Here is a 15,324-nt window from a genome sequence, read left to right as displayed (position 1 = left end):
AGTTACCACCATGTTGCTGACACTGCTGATCGCATCGACCTTGTCCGCGGCTCCGGCTCGTGAGTCCGTCGAGCCGAACACCGTCACGCTGAACACCGTCGCCGTTGCCACCACCGGCACTCAGCCTTCCATCATGCCGTCGAAGGCGACCCGCTACTGCATCATCGGAGAGATGACCGGCTCGCGCATTCGGCTCAAGACCTGCCGCACCGCCGACGAATGGATCGCCACGGAGGGCGAAATTCCCACCGGCCGCATTGCGCGTCGCTAAGCCTCGAACCGCGGAGACCCATCATGATGTTCACCCTGTTCGCCGCCGCTGCCGCCCTGTCCGCTCCGACGCCACGCGAGGATGTGGCCAAGCCCACTGCCCCGGCCGTCGAAACCGCTGCGCTGCCGACCACTGCGGCGGCAGACGCCAAGCCGACCCGCTATTGCTTCCTGAACGTCCAGGAAGACCATATCATGCGCGGCAAGGTCTGCATGACCCGCAAGCAATGGATGTGGCGCGGTGTCGACCCGCTCAACTATCTCGGCCGCAACAAATGAAGCACGGGAAAAGGGGCCGCCATTGCAGGACGGCCCCACCCGGCGCGGATCAGACCAGATCGCGCGAATAGACGTTGTAGGTCTTGTTGACGTCGCTCTTGATGGTCTCGGCGATCGAGCGCATCCCCTGATTGTCGTCGAGGATCCAGCCGATCTCCCCACGCGACGCGCCGTAGCGCTCGACCGAGGCGCGGCGGATATATTCGATCATCATGAAGGCCAGCTGGCTCGCCATGCGCGACGACTGAAGCTCCTTGACCACGCCCATCAACGGCACGCGCATCGTCCGCACCTTGGGCGCGCGCAGCCACAGCAGCAGCTTGGCCCAGCCGAAGGGCAGGAGGCTGCCGTTCAGCGGCTTGATCGCCTCGTTCAGGTCGGGGAGCGTAATCATGAACGCCACCGGCTTGCCGTCCAGCTCGGCGATGCGGATAAGGTCGTTGAAGACGATCGGCTTCAGCTTGACGCCGACATCCTTGATCTCGGGCGGGGTAAGGGGGATGAAGCCCCAGTTATCCGACCACGCATCGTTCAGGATGCTCAGGATGATCGCGGCCTCTTCCTCAAATTTGGCCTTGTTCACCTCGCGCACGCGGATGCGCTCGTTCTTCTCGCCCGACTTGATGATGCGCTGGACGATTGGCGGAAATTCCTGCGTGATGTCCAGCTCGTAGGTGAAGAGCTGCTTGACGACGCTATAGCCCGCGCCCTCGATCCAGCCCTGATATTCGGGGCGCGCATGGCCCATCATGATCGTCGGGTCCTGGTCGAACCCGTGGACCAGCAGGCCCGGCTCTTCCCACACCGATTGCGAGACGGGGCCGATCGCGCGGGTCATGCCCTGTTCGCGCAGCCAGCCCTCGGCGGCGGCGAGCAGCGCCTGGAACACGTCATGGTTCACCGTGTCCATCAGGCCCCAGAAGCCGACGCCCGGCCCGAAGCCCTTGGACGGCTCCATCTCCAGCGCCAGCGTGTCGAGATGCGCCGAAATCCGCCCGACGATCTTGCCATTCTCCTCCGCCAGGAACAGCTGCGCCCTGGCATGGCTGTACCAGCCATTCTTTTCCGGCGTGATGAGGCCCAGCGCCTCGCCCTTCAGCGGCGGCACCCAATGGGGATCGTCGGCATAGAGCGAGAAGGGGAAGTCGACGAACGCCTTGCGGTCGCGCTTCGACGAAATGGGGCGGATGGAGACGGTCATGGGCGATGCGGTCCGAACAATGATATCGCGTCCGTTCCTAACCGGCCGCGTCGATCATAGCGAGTGAGGATATCGTCATGGCATGCCGTGGGAATGCCACCGTGTCGCCACTATATGGGGGCAAAGGATAGAGCTATGGAATCGACGCTTTCTTTTGAACGGAGTGCGCAGGCCGTCGCAGCGGCCCCGTCCGTGCGTGTCCCGATTGCGGACGACAAGGCGATGCTGCGCGCCGCCGCCGAGCTGACCCGCGACCTGATCGCGCCGCGTCCCGGCCTGTATTGGGGCGACATGGTGGGCAGCGCGCTGGTCGGCTATGCCGCGCTGGCCGTGGCGGTGACGGCGTCGTCGACCGGCGTGATCGTCGTCGCCTCGGTCGTGGCGGTGCTGGCGCTCTATCGCGCGCTGCTGTTCATTCATGAAGTCAGCCACATGAAGCATTCGGCGCTGCCGCGTTTCCGCGAAGGCTGGAACGTGCTGGTCGGCGTGCCGCTGCTGACGCCCGCCTTCATGTATGAGGGGGTGCATAACCTGCACCATGCCAAGACGCGTTACGGCACGGCGGACGATCCCGAATATCTGCCGCTGGCGCTGATGAAGCCCTGGACGCTGCCGGTGTTCATCCTGGTGTCGGCGCTGGCGCCGCTGGGGCTGTTGATCCGCTTTGCGATCCTGTCGCCGCTGTCCTGGGTCATCCCCGGCCTGCGCAAGATCGTGGTCGAGCGTTATTCGGCGCTGGCGATCAACCCGCAGTTCCGCCGCCGTATGCCCGAGGGCGAGGCGCTGGTTCGCTTCAACCGCACCGATGCCGCCGCATCGATCTGGGCGATCGCGCTGGTCGCGCTGGTCGCGACCGGGGTGATCCCGGTGCGTGGCTTTGCGATCGGCTTCGCGATCGGCTCGGCGGTGGCGGTGCTGAACCAGGTCCGCACGCTGGTCGCGCATCTCTGGGAGAATGAGGGCGAGCAGATGACCGTCACCGCACAGTATCTCGACTCGGTCAACGTACCGCCGCCCGCTTTGCTGCCGGGGCTGTGGGCGCCGGTGGGCCTGCGTTACCACGCGCTGCACCATCTGCTGCCGTCGCTGCCCTATCATGCGCTGGGCGAAGCGCACCGCCGGATCAGCGCGGCGCTGACCCCGGACTCGCCCTATCACAAGGCGAGCTACAAGGGGTTGCCGGGGTTGGTTGCCAAGATCGGCCTGAGCACGATCCGCCGGGGGAAGTGATCCTTCCCTGCCGGGCGAAGGGTGGGGCGTGCGTTTCGACTCGCTTAGCGGACACGGGGCGCAGTAATCGCGTCCCCACCTCCGTTCAGCCTGAGCGCAGTCGAAGGCCACGGGAATACCTCCGCCAAGTCGCTATGCTCGGCCCGTGCACTTCGACTTCGCTCAGTGCGAACGGGCGATGGGATTGATGGCGGCGGGAGCGAGGCTTCCCGCCCCTCACTCCTCCGTTCGGAACAGCACCGCTTCCCCGATCAGGAAGAACAGCAGGATCGGCGCCCAGGCGGCGAGGAAGGGCGGGTAGGCGCCCAGATCGCCCATCGCCATCGAGAAATTGTCCGCCACGAAATAAGCAAAGCCCAGCGCCATGCCGATCACCGCGCGGACGAACAGCTTGCCCGAGCGTGCGATACCGAACGCCGCGACCGCGCCCAAGAGCGGCATCAGCATCGCCGACATCGGTGCGGACAGCTTGTGCCAGAGCGATCCCTCCAGCGACTTGGTCGGGCGGCCCGCCTCGCGCAGGTCGGTGATCGCGCTCGACAGCGCGCCGAACGACAGATTGTCGGCATTCACGCTGGCCAGGGTCAGCTGTTCGGGCGTGACGCCGCGCCCGATAACCAGCGAGGGATAATTGGTCAGCTTGCCCGACTTCACCTCGAACCGGGTTACCGGGCCGATCTTCCAGCCATCGCCCGAACGCACCCCGCGCGGCGCGCGAACGATCGCCTGAAGGCTGCCGCCCGCGCGGTCGTACAGGGTCACGCCGCCCAGCTGGGTTTTGGCGCCGCGCCCCTGGATCAGGTCGACCGAGATCAGGTCGTCGCCGTCGCGCACCCAGACATTGGAGCGGTCGCCGCTGTCGATGGGCAGGGGGCCATATTGCACCTTCTGCCAGGCCGAGAGCGTCGCACTGGCGCGCGGCACGATCCGGTCGTTGAAGACGAAGCTGAACGCGGCCACGCCCGCGCTGGCGATCAGCAGGGGCGCGAGCACCTGATGCGCCGACATGCCCGCCGCCTTCAACGCGATGACCTCCGAATTCTGGTTCATCGTGAAGAAGGTCAGGATGGTGCCGAGCAGCACCGAAAAGGGCAGCAGGAACGACACGATCTGCGGCAGGCGCAGCGAGACATAACGCCATACCTGCGCCTGGCCGTTGCCGGATGCGGCCAGCACCGCGCCGGACTCGCTCAGCACGTCGAGCGTCTGGAGCACCAGCGCCACCGCGAACAGGATGGCGAAGGTGCGGACCAGGAACATCTTCGCCATGTAGATGGCGATCGTCTTCGACGGGAAGATATTGGACAGGCTCATGCCGTATAGGCCTTCTTACGGCGGCGGCCGGGCAGCCAGCGGCCGATCGCCTTGGCGAGCTTCGCCACCCCGCGCTCCAATGCGCCGATCGGCTGGCCGCCGGGCACATAGGCGGTGACATAATACATCCACAGGACCAGCCCCGCGAACACCGCGAACGGCCCCCATAGCGCCAGGATCGGGTTCACCCGCCCCAGCGCACCGATATCGGCCGCGTACTGGTTCACCTTGAAATAGGTGACGAGCATCACGATCGAGAGGAATACGCCGAGTGCCGAGGTCGATCGCTTCGGCGGGATGCCCAGCGACACCGCGAGCAGCGGCAGCAGGAACATCGTCACCACCTCGACCACGCGGAAGTGGAATTCGGATCGGCTGCCCGCGCGTGCCTCTGCACTCTGCGCGTCCTGACCGTGGCGGGCCAGTTCGGGCAGGGTGAACTCCAGGTCGCGGCCGCCGCGCTGGCGGAAATTGTCGAACTTGGGCAGGTCGATCGGCAGATCGTGGCTGGAGAAGGTCAGCACGCGCGGCGCCTTGAATTCGGGCCGGTTGTGGATGAGCGTGCCGTTGGTCAGGCGGAAGATGATGACGTTGGGATCATCGGTCGCCAGGAACCGCCCGCGCGCTGCCGTCACGCCGATCCAGTCGCCCTTGGACGTGTTGGCATGGACGAAGATGCCCGACAGGTCGCGGCCATTGTCGCGGCTTTCCTCGATGCGCAGGGTCATGCGGTCGCCCAGATGGGTGAACTCGCCGACCTTGATCGACGCGCCCAGCGCGCCGGTGCGCAGCTCATAGCGCAGGCCTTCGTAATAATAGCGGGCGACCGGCTGGATATAACCGACGATCGCGAAGTTCAGCGCCGCCAGTACGATGGCGTACATGTACGGCACGCGCAGCAGCCGCGTATAGCTCATGCCCACGCCGCGCATCACGTCCAGCTCGGACGAGGTGGCGAGGCGACGGAAGGCGAGCAGGATGCCCAGCATGAGCCCGATCGGAATGCCGAGCCCCAGATATTCGGGCAGTAGGTTGGCGAGCATCCGCCACACCACGCTGATCGGCCCGCCCTCGGTCGCGACAAACTCGAACAGGCGGCGGATGCGATCGAGCACCAGCAGCATCGCCGAGATGAGCAGCGTCGCGAACAGCGGCAACGCGATCAACCGGGCCATGTAGCGATCGATAGATTTCATGCCGGGGACATCACTCGCGCGATAAAACGGCCATGGCTATACGGGCGCGGGCCGGGCGCGTCACCCCCTTCGTTTATGGGGTAAGGCGGCTGGATGGTTGGGATTTCCCTTGGCCTTCGACTTCGGCGCGATGCGCCGAAGTCGAAGGCCATGCCCCCCAAGCCCTCACGCCGCCGCGCAGACCATCCCGTCCGCCCGCTTCAACGCCGCCGCCACCGCACGCTCCAGCCCTGCGAGGGTGAAGGGCTTGCGCAACACCTCATGCCCCTCGAACCCGGTCGCCTGCGCGTCGCCCGCAAAGCCGGTGACGAACAGCACCGCCAGACCGGGATGGCGCGGGCGGATCGCGGCGATCAGCTCGGGGCCGGTAAGATGCGGCATCAGCACGTCGGATACGATCAGCCTTATGCCCGGATGCCGTGCGAGCAGCCCCTCCGCCTCGCGCGGATCGTTGCATGGTATCGGGTCATGGCCCAGTTCCTGAAGCGCGCCCATCGTCGCGGCCAGCACGCGCGGATCATCCTCGACCAGCAGGATGCGCAGCGCGTCCTCCGCCTCCGCCGTGACTTCGGCCGCAACCGGCGCGGCCTCGACGGGTAGCGCGGGGGCCGGGGCGGAGTGGCGGGGCAGATAGAGGTTGACGGTCGTGCCACGGCCCGGCGCGCTCTGGATGGTCACGTCGCCGCCCATCTGGCCGACCAGCCCGAAAATCTGGCTGAGGCCCAGCCCGGTGCCCTTGCCTGCGGGCTTGGTGGTGAAGAACGGCTCGAACACCCGCTCAATGATCTCGGGCGTCATGCCCTCGCCGGTGTCGGCGACCGACAGCACGACATAGTCGCCCGCCTCGGCGCGGGGCAAGGCATGTGGCCCCATCCGCATCTCGGCGGTGCGGATGGTCAGCTCGCCACGCCCGTCCATCGCGTCGCGCGCGTTGACCGCCAGGTTCAGGATCGCATTCTCCATCTGGGTGCGATCGCAGAACAGCGTCCAGCCGGTCGTCCAGTCCTGAACCGTGACCTTCACCCCGTCGCCCAGCGTCCGATCGAGCAGGTCGCGCATCCCCTCGACCAGGCGGCGCGGCACCAGCGTCTCGGGCGCCAGCGCTTCCTCGCGGCTGAACATCAGCAGGCGGCGGGTCAGTGCGGCGGCGCGGTGCGCACCCTCGGTCGCGCTGTCGAGATGGCGTGCCACGTCCTCGGGCGAATGGGTCCGGCGGGCCAGTTCGAGTCCGCCCAGCACGACCGCCAGCATGTTGTTGAAGTCATGTGCGATACCGCCGGTCAGCTGGCCCAGCGCGTCCATCTTCTGCGCCTGGCGGAGCTTGGCTTCCTGAACCTTCAGCTCCTCGGTCGCGACCTCGACCGCGCTGGCCAGTTCCTCGGCACGGGCGCGTTCGGCGCGGGCTTCGGCATGAGCCTTGGCCCGCTCGCTGACCGCGCCGACGATGATCCAGGCCAGCGCAATGCCGCCCAGCACCAGCACGATGCCGAACACCACTAGCCCGCCCGCGATCCGGTTGGAATGCTGGATCGTCTCCTCGGCGGCCTGGGACCGCTGTTGCAGCAACACGCGTTCGCCATCGGTCAGCCGGGCGAGCAGATCGTTGATCTTCAGCAGCGCTTCGGCCTGGCGCGCCTGATAATAGAGGCCATAAGCCTGACGGTTGAGGTGATAGGTGGTCGACAGCGCGATCGTCGACAATTCACGGCCGCGCGCATCATAGGCCCGGCGAAGCTGGTCGATCAGGCGTTGTTGCCGTTGATCCTCGATCATCCGGTCGAGCCGGTAGAGCTGCACCCCCGCCGTCGTCCACTCGTCCTGATAGAGCTGGCCTAGCTTGCGGTCGCCCGAGATGACGTAGCGGCCCAGCGACGCCTCCGACCGGGCGATCGTGCCCGCCAGCGTGCGCGCGGCGATCATCACGTCATAGCTGTGGCTCTGTCGCTCCAGCGCGCGGTCGCGCTCGCGATTGGCGTGGCCCAGCGTGATGACGAGCATGGCCAGCGTCACCGCACCCGCCACCGCCATGGCGATCAGCGCAAAGGTCCGCCATCGGCCGACCCCGCCAAGCTCGTCCTGATCCATCACGGGCGCGACGCTATCCTCGGCGGCCAGATATTGCAAAGCCGGGCCGACGTTGCGCTCGGCCCGGCCATGGGATCAGGCCAGGACGCCGACCGCCTGGCCCGCGGCGCGGAACATGCCCAGCACCGTCTGAATCTGCTCGGGCGTATGCTCGGCGCAGATTGAACAGCGCAGCAGATAGGTGCCCGCCGGGGTCGCGGGCGGCCGCGCCATGTTGACGTAGAGCCCGCCGTCCAGCAGCGCCTGCCACATGATGACCGCCTGTTCCTGATCGTCCAGGATGACCGCGACGATCGCGCTGTCGCAATTCTCGGTGCCCAGGCGGAAGCCCATGGCCTTCAGCCCACCGTGCAGCGCGCGCGCGTTCGACCACAGTCGCTCGCGCTTTTCGTGCGCGGTCATCAGCTTGCGGATCGAGGTCGTCGCGGTCGCGACTACCGAAGGGGGCAGCGAGGCGGTGAAGATATAAGGACGGCACGCCAGGCGCACCGCCTCGAACTTCGGGTGGTTGGACACCACGAAGCCGCCGACCGTGCCGACCGACTTGGAGAAGGTGCCGACGACAAAATCGACCTGGCCTTCCAGCCCCTGCGCCTCGTACACGCCGCGCCCGTTGGGGCCGAAAAAGCCCATCGAGTGCGCTTCGTCGACCAGCACCATGGCGCCATGCTTCTTGGCGACGGCGACCATCTCCTTCAGCGGGGCGATGTCGCCCAGCATCGAATAGACGCCCTCCAGCACGACCAGCTTGGCGGGTTCCTTCGGGAGTCGACCAAGCCGCTTGTCGAGGTCCTCGACCGAATTGTGGCGGAAGCGGACGATCTCGGCATTGCCCTGCTGGCAGCCGTCATAGATGGACGCATGGCTGTCGGCGTCGAGGATGACATATTCGCCCTTGCCCGCCAGGGTCGAGATGATGCCCAGGTTCGCCATGTACCCGGTCGAGAAGACGATCGCGCCGGTCATGCCGTAGAAGTCGCGCAGCGCCTGTTCGACTTCCATGTGATCGTGGAAGGTGCCGTTGAGCATCCGGCTGCCGTTGGTGCCCGAGCCGAACTTCTCCAGCGCGGTCTTGCCCGCCGCGATCACGTCCGCGTCGAAGGTCATGCCCATGTAATTATAGGTGCCGAGCAGGATCGTGTCCTTGCCGCGGATCACCGCCTCGGTCGGGGACTTCACCTGTTCCATCACGATCGCGAAGGGATCGGTGACGCCCGAGTCGAGCAGCTTCTGCCGCTCGGCGATCAGGCCGTCGAACTTGGAGAGCAGGTCGCGCTCGGGGGCAACCTCCGGCGCATCGGCGGGGAGGGCGTGGGGCTGGGCGGCGGCTTCGGTCATGTCGGTGTCCGTTTGAAGGCGATCAGGCTTGCTTCAGCTTTTCGACCGCGTCGACCAGCTGGCCGACATTCTCGATCTCGGCCTGCATGTTCATCGTGATGATGATGTCGAACTCGTCCTCGATCGCGGCGACGAAATCCATCACGGTCAGGCTGTCCCACTCCAGGTCGCCCTGGAAGGTCGTCGCCTCGGTCAGCGCCACGCCCTTTTTGTTGAAGGGCGCGATCTGGGCCGCGACGGTGTCGAAAATGGCTTGGCGGTCGCTCATGATGATCCTTTCAGTCGGGCGCCCAGTGGCACCCAAATGCGGCGGCTTTTCGACCGCGCGTATCCTGCCGCTATAGCAAGCCGTTGGCGCGATACCACCGTGCCGTATCCGCCAGCCCCTTGGACAGCGTTATGGCGGGCTCCCACAGCGCCGGGTCGGGGCGCAGGGCCGGGTCCGCGGTCCAGTCGGGGTGGCAGAGATAGCCGACCCGGTCGGGGGTCAGCTTGGCGCCCTTGCCGCGCAAGGCGCGGTCGATCTTCGCGCCCAGGCTCAGCAGACCCCTGGGCAGATGCAGCGTCATCACCCGCCGCCCCACGGCCGCGCCCATCGCGGCGGCAAGCTCGGCATGGGTCAGCACCTGGCCGTCATCGACCTCCAGCACGGCGCGCGGACCATCGGTTGCGACCAGCGTGGTCAACAGCCGCGCGAAATCCTCGACCGCGATCAGCGAGAGCTTGCCCGGCGGCGGCATGAAGGCGAGGCCGAGTTTCGCGGTACGGAATACGTCGAGCCACTCGGTATCGTGGGGGCCATAGATGCCGCTCGGCCGGACGATCGTCCAGTCGAGACCGCTCTCCGTCACCACATCCTCCGCCTGCCGCTTGGACCAGCCATAGACGGACAGCTCGGGCTCGCGCGCCGACAGCGAGGAGACATAGACGAAGCGCCGGATTTCGGCCGCCTTCGCCGCCTCGACGATCGCGCGGGTGCCGTCGATATTGCCCGCGACGAAGCCCGCGCGGTCGGGCGCATTCACCACGCCCGCGATATGCAGCACCGCGTCGGCCCCTTCGACCAGCGTCGCCAGGCTGTCGGGCTTGTCGAGCGCGCCCGCGATCCAGGTGAGCCCGGCACGCGATGGCTGGGCGCGGCGGGTGAGGGCGCGCAAGGACAGCCCCGAACCGGCGGCACGGTCCACCACCGCGCGACCGACGAATCCGGTCGCTCCCGTGACGGCGACGATCATAGCAAGGCCAGGTGGTTGCGGTGGATCAGCGCGGCGCGCGGCGCGTGACCCAGTATCTCGGCCTGCTGGTCCGATCGCGTGCCGATCAGCGCGCGCGCCTCGGTCGAGTCATATTCGCTGAGGCCGCGGGCGATGGTGCCGTTCGGCCCTTCGACGGTGACGAGGTCGCCGCGCGCGAAATGGCCCTGCACGGCGGTCGCCCCCGCCGCAAGCAGGCTGCTGCCCTCGGCGAGCGCCTTGGCCGCACCCGCATCGACATGGATCGCGCCGCGCGCGGTCAGCCCGCCCGCCAGCCATGCCTTGCGGGCAGGCGCACTCTTTTCGGCGACGAAGTTGGTGTGGCGGGCCGGGGTCGACAGCGGATGGTCGATCCGGCCCGAGGCGATGGCGAGGTGCGCGCCCGCACTGACCGCGATGCGCGCGGCGGCGATCTTCGACACCATGCCGCCCGACCCCATCCCCGACGCCGAGCCGCCATCGGCCATGCCGTGCACCGCATCGATTCGCTCGACCCGCTCGATATGGCGCGCATCGGGATTGGTGTGCGGGTTCGAATCGTACAGTCCGTCCACGTCGGACAGCAGCAGCACGCCGTTCGCCCCCGCGGCCTGACCGACGCGCGCGGCGAGCCGGTCGTTGTCGCCGAAGCGGATTTCCTCGGTCGCCACGCTGTCATTCTCGTTGATGACCGGCACCACGCCCAGCCCCAGCAACCGTCCCAGCGTCGCCGCGGCATTCAGATAGCGGCGGCGATCCTCCAGATCGTCCAGCGTGACCAGCATCTGTGCGGCGGTCAGCCCTTCGCCCTGGAGCAGCTCCGCCCAGGCCTGGCTCAGCGCGATCTGGCCGGTCGCGGCGGCGGCCTGTGCGTCCTCCAGGCTGGCACGGCCACCCTTGGGCAGGCCGAGTCGACGCGCGCCCAGTGCGATCGCGCCGGAGGAGACGATGGCGATCTGCTGCCCCTCGCGCACCCGCGCGGCGATGTCGGCGACGAGGCCGGTCAGCCATGCGCGGCGGACTTCGCCCTCGGGGGTGACGAGGAGGGCGGAGCCGACCTTGACGATCAGGCGCTGGCAGGTGGTGGGGGGGAAGATCATTGGAATGCCAGGCCTAGCCGCACGCGGCCCTCCCCCATCCCCTCCCGCTTGCGGGAGGGGCGTGCTTGGGGAGAGTGGAGGACGAGATATCGATCGGCTGCGCTGGGGGCGGCCATAGCGATTGGCGCGAACCGGCCCGCGCAAAAACGCTCCCCTCCCGCAGGCGGGAGGGGATGGGGGAGGGCAGGGTGTCTCACCGAGTCCACCACCCGACGCATCAGCCCAGCGGCGACCACGTAATCTCGTCCTCGCCCACGTCATTCTCGGGCACCGCATCCGCGCCCGGCCCCATCTGTTCCAGCAGCTTGTCGAGCACCCAGTCGACGCCGGTGCCCGCCGCGCCCGACAGCGGGATCACGTCCGCGCCGCTCGCCTCGGCCAGTTCGGCCGACAGCGCCTCGATCAGCTCGTCGTCGAGCGTGTCGATCTTGTTAAGCGCGATAATGTGCGGCTTGTCGATCAGCCCGCCGCCATAGGCCTCCAGCTCGTCGCGGACGATGCGATAGCTTTCGGCCACGTCCGCGTCATTGGCGTCGACCAGATGCAGCAGCACGCGGCACCGCTCGATATGGCCCAGGAAGCGGTCGCCGATCCCGGCGCCGTCGGCGGCGCCCTCGATCAGGCCGGGGATGTCGGCGACCACGAACTCGCGCTCGCGGTGCCGCACCACGCCCAGCTGCGGCCGGGTGGTGGTGAAGGCATAGGCGCCGACCTTGGCCTGCGCATTGGTGACGGCGTTGATGAAGGTCGACTTGCCCGCATTGGGCAGCCCGACCAGGCCCGCATCGGCAAGCAGCTTCAGCCGCAGCCAGACCCATGCCTCTTCGCTAGGCCAGCCGGTGCCATGCTGGCGCGGCGCGCGGTTGGTCGAGGTCTTGTAGGTGGCGTTGCCGCGCCCGCCGTCACCGCCGCGCAGGAACACTTCGCGCTGGCCGACCTTGGTGAAGTCGAGCAGCACCTCTTCCTTGTCCTCGGACAGGACTTGGGTTCCGACCGGCACCTTGATGACCAGATCGTCGCCGCCGCCGCCGGTACGGTTCGAGCCCGATCCGCCATGCCCGCGCGGGGCCCGGAAATGCTGGGTGTAGCGGAAGTCGATCAGGGTGTTCAGGCCTGCGACCGCCTCGAAGATGATGTCGCCGCCCTTGCCGCCATTGCCGCCGTCGGGGCCGCCATATTCGATGTATTTTTCACGCCGAAAGGACACGGCGCCGGGGCCGCCCGCGCCGGAGCGGACGAAAATCTTGGCCTGATCGAGAAAATGCATGGGGCGCCTTTACCGCTCACCGCACCGACTGACCAGCCCGGCCTTTTGGTCCGGGGGTGATCGGGGGGAGGGCGTGGCGTCGGCGCATCGGGTGGGTAGGCGTGGGGCGGTGGTGTCGCGTGGCCTTCGACTTCGCTCAGGCTGAACGGAGTTCGGGATACGGTCTTTGCACAACAACCGTTCAGCCTGAGCGAAGTCGAAGGCCACGCCCCTGCAATCGCCAGGCATCCCGGATCGCGGGGGTATGCCTCACGATCCGGAATAGAACCTAGGTGTTTGGTCCCAGTATTTGATGGTGCGGGTTTGATGTAAAGCGTGCTGGCTCGTTCTGCCATGCTTTGCAGATGGCCTCGTAGGGCGTGAGGCCTTTGAGCGTCTTGAGCCTGCGGCCGAAGTTGTAGGCGGCGACGAAGTCGCCGAGATGTTGCCGGAGCTGGTCGTGGCTGTCGTAATGGTAGCGCTTGACGGTCGCTTCCTTAATGGTGCGGTTCATCCGCTCGACCTGGCCGTTGGTCCAGGGATGCTTCACCTTGGTGAGCCGGTGCTCGATGCCGTTCTCGTCGCAGACGCGATCGAAGATGTGGTGGAAGGCGTATTTTTGGTGGGCATGGTTGGTGAACTGGATACCGTTATCGGTCAGCACGGTGTGGATACGGTAGGGCACGGCCGTGACCAGATTACGCAGGAACTGCGCCGCGATCATCTTGCCACCTTCCTGATGCAGTTCGACGAACGCGAACTTGCTCGTTCGGTCGATCGCCACGAACAGGCGCAGCTTGCCCTCGGCGGTCTGAACCTCGGCGATGTCGATGTGGAAGTAGCCGATCGGGTAGGTCTTGAACTTGCGTTTGGGCGTCTTGTCGCCGGTGATCTCGGGCAACCGGCTGATGCCATGGCGTTGCAGGCAGCGGTGTAGCGACGAGCGCGTCAGGTGCGGGATCGTCGCCTGTAGCGCGTAGAGGCAGTCGTCCAGCGGCAGCAACGTGTGGCGCCGGAAAGCGACGATGACCGCTTCCTCCTCGATGGTCAGTACCGTCGAGTGCGGGTCCTTCGGCCCAGTCGGCAGATCCTTGACCGCCGTCCGCTTCTTCCACTTCGCGACGGTCTTCTGGTTGATCCCGTGGCGCTTCGCCAGCACCCTCAGGCTCTCTTGACTATGTTGTATCGCTCGACGGACCGCCTCTGTCGTGCGGGCGCTCCCGTGTAGAACCTGTCCCATAGTGCATCCCTCCAAGCTTGCGACGATGATGCACCATCAAATGCCGGGATCAAACACCTAGGTCGGATCGACATTCAGCGTAACCATATCATGGCGGCGGCGAGATGTACGAAGCCGGTGAAGTGAGCAGTTCGGCGGTCGTAGCGGGTGGCGAAGCGGCGGAAATGTTTGAGGCGTCCGAAGCATCGCTCAATCTGGTTGCGGTGCCTGTAGATGTCGGCGTCGTGCGGGATTGCGACCTTGCGATTGCGTTTTGACGGGATGACAGCGGTGGCGTTCATGCCTGCGATCCGGTCACGCAAGTCGTTGCCGTCATAGGCTTTGTCGGCCAGCACCGCCACGGCGTGCTGACCTTCGAGCAGATCAGATGCGGAGGCGATGTCGCTGGCTTGCCCCGGCGTGATGCGGAACCGCACAGGGCGACCGAACGTGTCGGCGAGCATGTGAATCTTGGTTGTCAATCCACCTCGGGAACGCCCCAGCGCCTGATCCTTGGCCCCCCTTTTCCGGTCGCAGCCTGCTGGTGTGCTCGAACGATGGTGCTGTCGATCATCAGATACTGGTTGTCCCGGTCGGCCGTCAGCGCCTCGAACACCTGCTCCCAGACGCCGGCGTGGCACCAGCGGCTGAAACGCCGATGCACCGTCTTCCACTTGCCGTAGCGTTCCGGCAGGTCGCACCAGTGCGCTCCCGAGCGCAGCACCCACAAACATCCGTTTACGAACAATCGGTTATCTGAACCCGTTCGGCCGGGATCAGTCGTCTTGCCCGGAACCAGCGACGCAATCCGCGACCACTGCGCCTCGCTCAACTCGTAACGCTTGATCCCCATCACTCCCTCCGCGCTTTGACACGGAGGCCTATGAATCAGCCTGCAGCGGCTTTGGGAAGCCTGAATGTCGATCCGGCCTAGGGATAACCCTCACGCCGCGAGCGGCATCGCGCGATTTCGCTCATCCTCCAGGTCCAGCGCATAGTGGATGCTGGGCGACAGCGTGTCCCGCCCGGCCGAGGCGCGGGCCATGCGCTGGCCGGTCGGGCGGAAGCCGAGCTTGGTGAGGACATGGCCCGAGGCCGGGTTGTCGGCGAAGTGCCAGGCGTTCAGCCGGGTGATGGGCAGGGCATGGCGCGCCATGGCGACGACCGCGCGGCCCGCCTCGGTCGCATAGCCGCGACCCCAGGCGTCGGGCGTCAGCCAATAGCCCAGCTCATGCCCGGTATCGCCCGCGATGATCGCGATTCCCCCGATCAGTTCGGGCGCGCCGCCCCGGTCGAGTGCGGTCATCAGGAAACGCGGTTCGGTCGGGCCGCAGGGCTGGGCCAGCCAGCGTTCGGCGTCGTCATGGGTATAGGGATGGGGAACGCGCGCCGCCATGCGGGCGACGGCTTCATGGCCGATGGCCCGGGTCAGGGCGGCGGCATCTTCCGGCCAGGCTGGCCGCAACAACAATCTTGGGGTCCGCGCGAACATCACTCGACAACTCCTCGTCGCGTCGGGCGCTTGCCACAGTCCCGTGACGGGACGGCGACAGAAGCCCAAACGGTGGAGGGAGCATGAAAAAAGGGAGCCGGGGTGACCCGTCTCCCTTTTTT

The 15,324-nt window shown here is 66.6% G+C and carries 14 protein-coding genes and 1 pseudogene; 3 read left to right on the top strand and 12 right to left on the bottom strand.

Going from position 1 to position 15,324, the window contains the following annotated elements:
- Positions 1 to 10 precede the first annotated feature (10 nt).
- Both AC1GI4_RS06965 and AC1GI4_RS06960 read left to right on the top strand, forming a co-directional pair.
- A complete protein-coding gene (locus AC1GI4_RS06965; protein ID WP_479629050.1) occupies positions 11 to 271 on the top strand; it encodes a hypothetical protein in 261 nt (86 codons plus the stop codon).
- A gap of 23 nt (positions 272 to 294) precedes the next feature.
- Positions 295 to 549, top strand: a complete 255-nt coding sequence (locus AC1GI4_RS06960; RefSeq protein ID WP_479629049.1) for a hypothetical protein — start codon at positions 295 to 297, stop codon at positions 547 to 549.
- A gap of 49 nt (positions 550 to 598) precedes the next feature.
- Here AC1GI4_RS06960 and AC1GI4_RS06955 read toward each other — a convergent pair whose 3' ends face one another.
- Positions 599 to 1,750 (bottom strand): N-acetyltransferase, encoded by a 1,152-nt coding sequence (locus AC1GI4_RS06955; protein ID WP_479629048.1) that lies wholly within the window; start codon positions 1,748 to 1,750, stop codon positions 599 to 601.
- 135 nt (positions 1,751 to 1,885) lie between these two features.
- Here AC1GI4_RS06955 and AC1GI4_RS06950 point away from each other — a divergent pair, with 135 nt between their 5' ends.
- Positions 1,886 to 2,980: a fatty acid desaturase family protein gene (locus tag AC1GI4_RS06950; protein WP_479629047.1), complete on the top strand. Its 1,095-nt coding sequence runs from the start codon at positions 1,886 to 1,888 to the stop codon at positions 2,978 to 2,980.
- Between the two features lie 216 nt (positions 2,981 to 3,196).
- On the opposite strand, the gene lptG is transcribed toward AC1GI4_RS06950, so the two are convergent.
- The 11 genes and pseudogenes from lptG to AC1GI4_RS06895 all read right to left on the bottom strand — a co-directional run bounded on the left by lptG (position 3,197) and on the right by AC1GI4_RS06895 (position 15,202).
- Positions 3,197 to 4,294: an LPS export ABC transporter permease LptG gene (lptG, locus tag AC1GI4_RS06945; RefSeq protein ID WP_479629046.1), complete on the bottom strand. Its 1,098-nt coding sequence runs from the start codon at positions 4,292 to 4,294 to the stop codon at positions 3,197 to 3,199.
- Positions 4,291 to 5,490: an LPS export ABC transporter permease LptF gene (lptF, locus tag AC1GI4_RS06940; protein ID WP_294272481.1), complete on the bottom strand. Its 1,200-nt coding sequence runs from the start codon at positions 5,488 to 5,490 to the stop codon at positions 4,291 to 4,293. Before lptF ends, lptG begins: the two co-directional genes overlap by 4 nt.
- 165 nt (positions 5,491 to 5,655) lie before the next feature.
- Positions 5,656 to 7,575, bottom strand: a complete 1,920-nt coding sequence (locus AC1GI4_RS06935) for an ATP-binding protein (protein ID WP_479630368.1) — start codon at positions 7,573 to 7,575, stop codon at positions 5,656 to 5,658.
- A gap of 75 nt (positions 7,576 to 7,650) precedes the next feature.
- Positions 7,651 to 8,913 (bottom strand): serine palmitoyltransferase, encoded by a 1,263-nt coding sequence (gene spt / locus AC1GI4_RS06930; protein WP_479629045.1) that lies wholly within the window; start codon positions 8,911 to 8,913, stop codon positions 7,651 to 7,653.
- A gap of 22 nt (positions 8,914 to 8,935) precedes the next feature.
- Positions 8,936 to 9,181 carry an acyl carrier protein gene (locus AC1GI4_RS06925; protein WP_058718202.1) on the bottom strand — a complete coding sequence of 82 codons (246 nt, stop codon included), beginning with the start codon at positions 9,179 to 9,181 and terminating at the stop codon, positions 8,936 to 8,938.
- A gap of 70 nt (positions 9,182 to 9,251) precedes the next feature.
- A complete protein-coding gene (locus tag AC1GI4_RS06920) occupies positions 9,252 to 10,148 on the bottom strand; it encodes an SDR family oxidoreductase (RefSeq protein WP_479629044.1) in 897 nt (298 codons plus the stop codon).
- Positions 10,145 to 11,245 (bottom strand): glutamate 5-kinase, encoded by a 1,101-nt coding sequence (gene proB / locus AC1GI4_RS06915; protein ID WP_479629043.1) that lies wholly within the window; start codon positions 11,243 to 11,245, stop codon positions 10,145 to 10,147. The genes AC1GI4_RS06920 and proB overlap by 4 nt, the downstream gene beginning before the upstream one ends.
- 217 nt (positions 11,246 to 11,462) lie before the next feature.
- On the bottom strand, positions 11,463 to 12,512 hold the full coding sequence (obgE, locus tag AC1GI4_RS06910; protein ID WP_294272469.1) for a GTPase ObgE: 1,050 nt from the start codon (positions 12,510 to 12,512) through the stop codon (positions 11,463 to 11,465).
- A gap of 268 nt (positions 12,513 to 12,780) precedes the next feature.
- Positions 12,781 to 13,731 (bottom strand): IS481 family transposase, encoded by a 951-nt coding sequence (locus AC1GI4_RS06905; protein ID WP_479628588.1) that lies wholly within the window; start codon positions 13,729 to 13,731, stop codon positions 12,781 to 12,783.
- 74 nt (positions 13,732 to 13,805) lie between these two features.
- A pseudogene (locus tag AC1GI4_RS06900) lies at positions 13,806 to 14,563 on the bottom strand (IS5 family transposase).
- Between the two features lie 90 nt (positions 14,564 to 14,653).
- Complete coding sequence (locus AC1GI4_RS06895) at positions 14,654 to 15,202, bottom strand: GNAT family N-acetyltransferase (RefSeq protein ID WP_433911416.1); 549 nt, start codon at positions 15,200 to 15,202, stop codon at positions 14,654 to 14,656.
- Between the last annotated feature and the right edge of the window lie 122 nt (positions 15,203 to 15,324).

It is taken from the genome of Sphingomonas sp. 77B, assembly GCF_056497825.1.
The sequence above is the reverse complement of the archived record's forward strand: the minus strand, read 5'-3'. Positions and strand labels throughout refer to the sequence as shown.